This is a genomic window from Streptomyces sp. SM1 (assembly GCF_002910825.1).
In the GTDB taxonomy this organism is placed as follows: domain Bacteria; phylum Actinomycetota; class Actinomycetes; order Streptomycetales; family Streptomycetaceae; genus Streptomyces; species Streptomyces okerensis.
This window is the reverse complement of sequence record NZ_NEUB01000110.1, coordinates 1-6,840: the sequence shown is the minus strand read 5'-3', so window position 1 is coordinate 6,840 and position 6,840 is coordinate 1. Positions and strand designations below refer to the sequence as shown.

At 71.9% G+C, this 6,840-nt stretch carries 7 protein-coding genes; 5 read left to right on the top strand and 2 right to left on the bottom strand.

All coding sequences use genetic code 11. The annotated features are described in order from the left end of the window. Nucleotides 1-135: 135 nt before the first annotated feature. Nucleotides 136-945, bottom strand: coding sequence for a hypothetical protein (locus B9S61_RS02285; RefSeq protein ID WP_103540677.1), 810 nt, complete (start codon nt 943-945; stop codon nt 136-138). Between the two features lie 387 nt (nt 946-1,332). Between B9S61_RS02285 and purN the strand changes: the two genes are divergently transcribed. Together purN and purH are read left to right on the top strand one after the other, a co-directional pair. Further along, entirely contained in the window at nt 1,333-1,971 is a 639-nt protein-coding gene (purN, locus tag B9S61_RS02280) for a phosphoribosylglycinamide formyltransferase (RefSeq protein WP_103540676.1), read from the top strand. Beyond that, nucleotides 1,968-3,554: a bifunctional phosphoribosylaminoimidazolecarboxamide formyltransferase/IMP cyclohydrolase gene (purH, locus tag B9S61_RS02275; RefSeq protein WP_103540675.1), complete on the top strand. Its 1,587-nt coding sequence runs from the start codon at nt 1,968-1,970 to the stop codon at nt 3,552-3,554. Before purN ends, purH begins: the two co-directional genes overlap by 4 nt. A gap of 138 nt (nt 3,555-3,692) precedes the next feature. On the opposite strand, the gene B9S61_RS02270 is transcribed toward purH, so the two are convergent. Beyond that, a complete protein-coding gene (locus tag B9S61_RS02270; RefSeq protein ID WP_103540674.1) occupies nt 3,693-4,283 on the bottom strand; it encodes a hypothetical protein in 591 nt (196 codons plus the stop codon). Nucleotides 4,284-4,590: 307 nt separating this feature from the next. On the opposite strand from B9S61_RS02270, the gene B9S61_RS02265 reads away from it, so the two are divergent. From B9S61_RS02265 to B9S61_RS02255, 3 genes are all read left to right on the top strand, one after another. After that, nucleotides 4,591-5,445, top strand: a complete 855-nt coding sequence (locus B9S61_RS02265) for a bifunctional methylenetetrahydrofolate dehydrogenase/methenyltetrahydrofolate cyclohydrolase (protein ID WP_103540673.1) — start codon at nt 4,591-4,593, stop codon at nt 5,443-5,445. Then, complete coding sequence (locus tag B9S61_RS02260; RefSeq protein WP_103540672.1) at nt 5,435-5,947, top strand: DUF3017 domain-containing protein; 513 nt, start codon at nt 5,435-5,437, stop codon at nt 5,945-5,947. The genes B9S61_RS02265 and B9S61_RS02260 overlap by 11 nt, the downstream gene beginning before the upstream one ends. A gap of 500 nt (nt 5,948-6,447) precedes the next feature. Next, the coding region (locus tag B9S61_RS02255) for a helix-turn-helix domain-containing protein (protein WP_374936170.1) at nt 6,448-6,840 on the top strand (393 nt) is incomplete at its 3' end.

Genomic DNA, 6,840 nt, shown 5'->3' with positions numbered 1-6,840 from the left:
GCGGCCAGTCGAGCTTCAGCGCGACCAGGAACCCCGTGAGGTTCACGACCGCGCCGACGGGCCGGCCCCGCGCCTTACGCCCCGGCGGACCCGTGTCTCCGGCGGAGCCCGCGGGCCGGCCTCAGACCCGGGCGGTCACTCGTCGCTCAGAACCCCGCGGAGCTCCTCCGGGAGGAGATCGCCGCAGCCCTGGCGGGCCTGCTCGGTGAGGGCGTCGTTGGTGCAGGTGTAGTAGTCGCTGTAGACCAGCTGGGCCGTGAAGGACGCGGCGACCAGGGCGAGTGCCAGGGACGCCGTGACCAGACCGCTCACGGCGGCCGTGGTCTGCGGACGGCCCTTCTGCTCGGGCGCCGGGGAGTCGGGGTCCTGTCCACGGGGCTTGGCGCGCAGGGCGCTGATCGCCCAGTACATGGCGAGCGCACCCAGCAGCAGTGCGACGTAGGGCCAGCTGAAGAGGGCGAAGAAGAAGGCCCACATGCCGCACAGCAGGGCATAGCGCGCCCTGCGCTGGGACGGGTCCTTGGGATCCCACCGGGGGCCCGGGGTCTGCGGACCGGGGCCCTGGCCGCCCTCGGGGCCGCCGCGCGGGCGGTCACCGAAACCGCCGGAGGAACGGCCGGGCTGACGGTCGCTCCAGTTCCGGCCCCAGGGGGAGCGTCCGCCGCCCTCCCCGCCCGAGGGGTGCCTCGGCTGCCAGGGACGGTCGGGAGTCCCCTCCGGCGGAGGCGCGAACGGGTTGTCTTCCTGGGAGCCCTGGGAGCCCTGGGAGCCCTGGGAGCCCTGGGAGTCCCCGGAGTCATGGGAGCCGCGTCCGTCGTCGCCGCCCCCGTTCCGGGGGGCGTCGGGCGGTGAGGCGGGGCGTTCCCGCAGCAGCACGGCGCCACGCTCCCCTCCCCGAGCCGACTGCTGGGGGAACACGAGGAATCGCAGGCTGCGGTCCGGCATCAAGTGAGCGTCTTCCCCTTAATGAAGCACGGCGTGGTCCGGCGCGACCGCCTCGCACGACGTATACGACTACGACTGAGCTGTGAGCTGGTGCGTTCCCGCCAGCTCCGCGCGGCCGGGTCCGTCCTCCTGTGAACGCCCGGTGCGCGGTGCACGTTCCCGCGCGCACCCGGCGTTCCAGTACCGGCGTTCCCGGACCGGCTCGTCCCAGACGCTACCTTCCGGCCACGCCCCCGTCCCGTGGGGGCCGCCCGGTGTGCCGGTATCGTTGCTGACGGTCGGCCGCTTCGTAGGCTTCCCCGTATCCGGGGGCGCGAAGCATTCGTATGAATGTACAAAGCGCTGTGCCGCCGGCCGTGCAGACGCTCCCCGAGAAAGGGCCCCACCGTGGCCGCCAAGCCCGTGGCCGAGCGCGCCAGGCGTCTCGTCGTGCTGGTCTCCGGATCCGGCACCAATCTGCAGGCGCTCCTCGACGAGATCGCCGCCACCGGCGCCGGGGCGTACGGGGCCGAGATCGTGGCCGTCGGCGCCGACCGTGAGGGCATCGAGGGGCTGGCCCGCGCCGAGCGTGCCGGGCTGCCGACCTTCGTGTGCAGGGTCAGGGACCATCCGACGCGCGAGGAGTGGGACGCGGCGCTCGCCGAGGCCGTCGCCGCCCATGATCCCGACCTCGTGGTGTCCGCCGGGTTCATGAAGATCGTGGGGAAGGAGTTCCTCGCGCGCTTCGGCGGACGGTTCGTCAACACCCACCCCGCCCTGCTGCCCAGTTTCCCCGGAGCCCACGGCGTACGGGACGCGCTCGCGTACGGCGCCAAGGTCACCGGTTGCACCGTCCACTTCGTCGACGACGGTGTCGACACCGGGCCGATCATCGCGCAGGGCGTGGTGGAGATCCGGGACGAGGACGACGAGAGCGCTCTGCACGAGCGCATCAAGGAAGTCGAGCGAAGGCTGCTCGTCGAGGTCGTGGGGCTCCTCGCCCGCAACGGCTATCGCATTGAGGGACGAAAGGTAGTTATCCAGTGACCGCCGAGAGCAACAAGCGGGCCATCCGACGGGCGCTCGTCTCCGTCTACGACAAGACCGGCCTCGAGGACCTCGCGCGCGGACTGCACGAGGCCGGCGTGGAGCTCGTCTCCACCGGGTCCACCGCCGCGAAGATCGCCGCCGCGGGCGTCCCCGTGACCAAGGTCGAGGAGCTCACCGGGTTCCCCGAGTGCCTGGACGGCCGCGTCAAGACCCTGCACCCCAAGGTCCACGCCGGCATCCTCGCCGACCTGCGCCTGGAGGACCACCGGCGCCAGCTGACCGAGCTCGGCGTGGAGCCCTTCGACCTCGTCGTCGTCAACCTGTACCCGTTCCGCGAGACCGTCGCCTCGGGCGCGACGCCCGACGAGTGCGTGGAGCAGATCGACATCGGCGGCCCGTCCATGGTGCGCGCCGCCGCCAAGAACCACCCGTCGGTCGCCGTCGTCACCAGCCCCGCCCGCTACGGCGACGTCCTCGCGGCCGTCGGCGACGGCGGCTTCGACCTCACCACCCGCAAGCGCCTCGCCGCGGAGGCCTTCCAGCACACGGCCACCTACGACGTCGCCGTCGCGAGCTGGTTCGCCTCCGACTACGCCCCGGTGGACGCCGCGGCCGACAGCGGCTCCGCCGCGGGGCGGTTCCCCGACTTCCTCGGCGCCACCTGGGAGCGCAAGAGCACCCTCCGCTACGGCGAGAACCCGCACCAGCCCGCGGCGCTCTACGTGTCCGGGACGGGCGGTCTCGCCGAGGCCGAGCAGCTGCACGGCAAGGAGATGTCGTACAACAACTACACGGACACGGACGCCGCCCTCCGTGCCGCGTACGACCACGACGTCCCGGCCGTCGCCATCATCAAGCACGCCAACCCGTGCGGCATCGCGGTCGGCGCGGACGTCGCCGAGGCGCACCGCAAGGCGCACGCGTGCGACCCGCTCTCGGCGTTCGGCGGTGTGATCGCGGTCAACCGCCCGGTGTCCAGGGAGATGGCCGAGCAGGTGGCGGAGATCTTCACCGAGGTCATCGTCGCGCCGGACTACGAGGAGGGCGCCCTCGACGCCCTCACCAGGAAGAAGAACATCCGGGTGCTGCGCACTCCCGGGGCCCCGGCCGCCCCCGTCGAGGTCAGGCCCATCGACGGCGGCGCCCTCCTCCAGGTCACCGACCGGCTCCAGGCCGAGGGCGACGACCCCGCGCACTGGACCCTCGCCACCGGCGAGGCGCTGAGCGCGTCCGAACTCGCCGACCTCGCCTTCGCCTGGAAGGCCTGCCGCGCGGTGAAGTCCAACGCGATCCTGCTCGCCAAGGACGGCGCCTCCGTCGGCGTCGGCATGGGCCAGGTCAACCGCGTCGACTCCGCGAAGCTGGCGGTGGAGCGGGCCGGCGCCGAGCGCGCGGCCGGCTCCTACGCCGCCTCCGACGCGTTCTTCCCCTTCCCCGACGGCCTGGAGATCCTCACCGGGGCGGGCGTCAAGGCCGTGGTCCAGCCCGGCGGCTCGGTCCGTGACGAACTGGTCGCCGAGGCCGCGAAGAAGGCGGGCGTGACCATGTACTTCACGGGCACGCGCCACTTCTTCCACTGACGGCCCCGTGCGCCCGGCCGCCGATGCGGTCGGCCGGGCGCACGGGCGTCCCGCTCGGGTGCCGCGACGCGTCAGGGGCCGTGTCCGCCGGTGTGGCGGACACGGCCCCTGGGCGTGGGGACCGGGCGGACCGTTCGTTCAGTACCTCGGTCGCCTGAACCACTCCGCGCTGGCGCGCTTGGCCGCGAAGACGATCACCAGGATCGAGACGACCCAGATCAGCAGGCCGAGGCCGTACATGCCCAGGGCGAAGATGCCGCTGACGATCGCGAACGAGGCGTACACGATCGAGCAGACGCGGACGCTGCTGCCGCCCTTGGCGTACTGGAGCAGCAGCACCAGACCGAGGATCGCGAAAACGGCGGCCAGACCGATGAAGAAGACGATGACGCCCTTGCCCAGGTCGGCGAACTCCTCGGCATCGGTGCCGCCCCTGATGCCGGCTTCGAGCACCACCTCGTCCCAGTCGGCCAGCGCCACCGCGTACACGGCCGCGATGACCACGTGGGCCACGGCGATCACCGCGAGCAGGATCTGCGCGGCGCGCGTGATGCCGGGCATCTGGACGGGGGCGTAGCCGCCGCCGTACGGCTGGGACACCGGCGGGGCGGCGGGGTAGCCGTAACCCTGCTGCGGAGCGCCGGGCTGCTGCGGGTAGCCGTAGCCGGGTCCGGCCGGGGGCTGCTGGGGAGGCTGCCCGTAGGGGTTGTTCGGGTCGCCGAAACTCATGGCGGTACTTCCTCCGTTGCGCTTCGGATGCGGGGACGACGCGAGGGCCGGCGCGGAGGAAGTTCTACAGATGCGGTCCGTCCCCCCGGTTCTGCCCGCGGTACTGCGCTCCTCATCGTTCTTGACCGTTCCTTTCCTTGTCCAGCCGTACGCCGTATGTGTTGTGCAAGTGCAACATCACTGATCTTGGGCCGATTCGGGCGGAAGAGGAGCGGTTACGGGCAGCGGTCGCGGGGAGCGGGCGTCCGGGTGGCCCGGAATGCGGGCTGATTGGAACCGGGGCCCGGTCATCCGCGAGGATGGGGGCATGACCGCCCAGATTCTCGATGGCAAGGCCACCGCAGCCGAGATCAAGTCCGATCTGACCGCCCGCGTGGCGGCGCTGAAGGGCAAGGGCGTCACGCCCGGCCTCGGCACGATCCTCGTGGGGGAGGACCCCGGCAGCCAGAAGTACGTCGCCGGCAAGCACCGCGACTGCGCCCAGGTGGGCATCGCCTCCATCCAGCGCGAACTGCCGGACACCGCCACGCAGGAGGAGATCGAGGCGGTCGTCCGCGAGCTGAACGAGGACCCCGCCTGCACCGGCTACATCGTCCAGCTGCCGCTCCCCAGGGGCATCGACGAGAACCGGATCCTCGAACTGATGGACCCGGACAAGGACGCCGACGGCCTCCACCCGATGAACCTCGGCCGTCTCGTCCTGAACGAGCCGGCCCCGCTGCCCTGCACCCCCAACGGCATCATCACCCTGCTGCGCCGCCACGGCGTGGAGATCAAGGGCGCCGAGGTCGTGGTCGTCGGGCGCGGCGTCACCATCGGCCGGCCGATGCCGCTGCTGCTGACCCGGCGCAGCGAGAACGCCACCGTGACCCAGTGCCACACCGGCACGCGTGACCTGCCGGCGCATCTGCGGCGGGCGGACATCATCGTGGCCGCCGCGGGCAGCGCGCATCTGATCCGACCCGAGGACGTCAAGCCGGGCGCGGCCGTGCTCGACGTCGGTGTCTCCCGCAGCGCGGAGGGCAAGATCGTGGGCGATGTCCACCCGGGCGTGGCCGAGGTGGCCGGCTGGGTCGCCCCGAACCCCGGCGGCGTCGGCCCGATGACCCGGGCCCAGCTGCTGGTCAACGTGGTCGAGGCGGCGGAGCGCAGTGTCGGCTGAACGGCAGGCCCCCGCCACCGGCGCCGCCCCGGACGCGTCGACGCCGGAGCGGTCCGAGGACGTCACGGTCCGCGACCCCGTCAGCGCGCCGGATGCCGAGGGTGTGCCGCGGCGTACCACCCGCCGGTTGCCGCTGTTCACCCGGGACACCGCGCGCCCCGAGGGCGGTGGCAGGGCGGCCCCGGGTGACGCGCCCGCGCCCGCCCGTCAGTGGCCGATCCTCGCCGTGCTGCTCACGGCCGGTCTGGGGTTGCTGGTGACCGCGTTGGACCAGTTCCGGCTCGGCACGCTGCTCGTCGGCGTGGCCCTGGTGGCCGGAGCCGTGCTGCGCTGGACGGTGCGGAACGTCGGCATGCTCGCGGTGCGCTCCCGGTTCACCGACATCGTCACGTACGGCGGGCTGGGTCTGGGGATCGTGGTGCTGGCGCTGATGGTCCAGCCGGATCCGAAGCTGAGGATTCCGTTCCTGGCGGACCTGCTGCACTTCACGATCAGCGGCTGAGCCGCACCGGGAATCGTGCGCGAACGGCGGTCCGTCCTCACCCCCGTGAGAGGACGGGCCGCCGTTCGCGCACCACACTCCTGTACGACGAAGCGCCTGTTCAACGGCTGTCCGGCCGCTGTGGCACGGAAGTGACCGTTCCGCTACGTCTCCCGGAATCCCCGTACGGCCCCGCGATGCGCTTGCGACATGCTCGCGACATGCCTGCCCGCCGCGGTGGGACGCACGGGATTCATGTGATCATCCATGCGGCATTTCTGCGGTGATGTATCGACAAGGCCAGGGATGTGCCGCGAAGTGGCGGAACTCCGGGGCGAGCAGGAACAATGGGGGCGGTCCGGGTGTCTCCGCCCGCTTGTTCCGGGTTCTGTCCGGTAGAGGGGGCGACCGGTGGGACACTGGACCGCGAGCGAGCGGGCGTGGGACGTTGCCCGCCCGCAGCCATGACGCTCCCGTGCGCCCCCACCCCGGGAACTGAGACCCTGGCTGGCGGCATCCCTGTGGGTAGCCAGACGGGGACTCGGCAGAGGGCACCGTGCGCGAGGAAGAGAACAGCACGAACCGGGGGGGAAGAGGGGGAAGCAATGCCTCGTTGGAAGGCCTTGCCGGAAGAGCTCGATCCGCAGATCAGGGAGTTCACCAGCCAGCTCAGACGGGTCGTGGACCGCAGTGGCCTGAGCGTCGCGTCGGTCTCCGACCGCACGGGCTACAGCAAGACGTCCTGGGAGCGGTATCTGAACGGGCGGCTGCTCGCGCCGAAGGGTGCGATCGTGGCCCTGGCCGAGGTCACCGGGACCAACCCGCTGCACCTCACCACCATGTGGGAGCTCGCCGAGCGCGCCTGGAGCCGTTCGGAGATGCGTCACGACATGACCATGGAGGCGATCCGGATC

Excerpts from the sequence above, each read along its gene's own strand:
- B9S61_RS02285 (WP_103540677.1), bottom strand. The coding sequence starts at position 945 with ATGCCGGACCGCAGCCTGCGATTCCTCGTGTTCCCCCAGCAGTCGGCT.
- B9S61_RS02265 (WP_103540673.1), top strand. The coding sequence starts at position 4,591 with ATGACCGCCCAGATTCTCGATGGCAAGGCCACCGCAGCCGAGATCAAG.
- B9S61_RS02270 (WP_103540674.1), bottom strand. The coding sequence starts at position 4,283 with ATGAGTTTCGGCGACCCGAACAACCCCTACGGGCAGCCTCCCCAGCAG.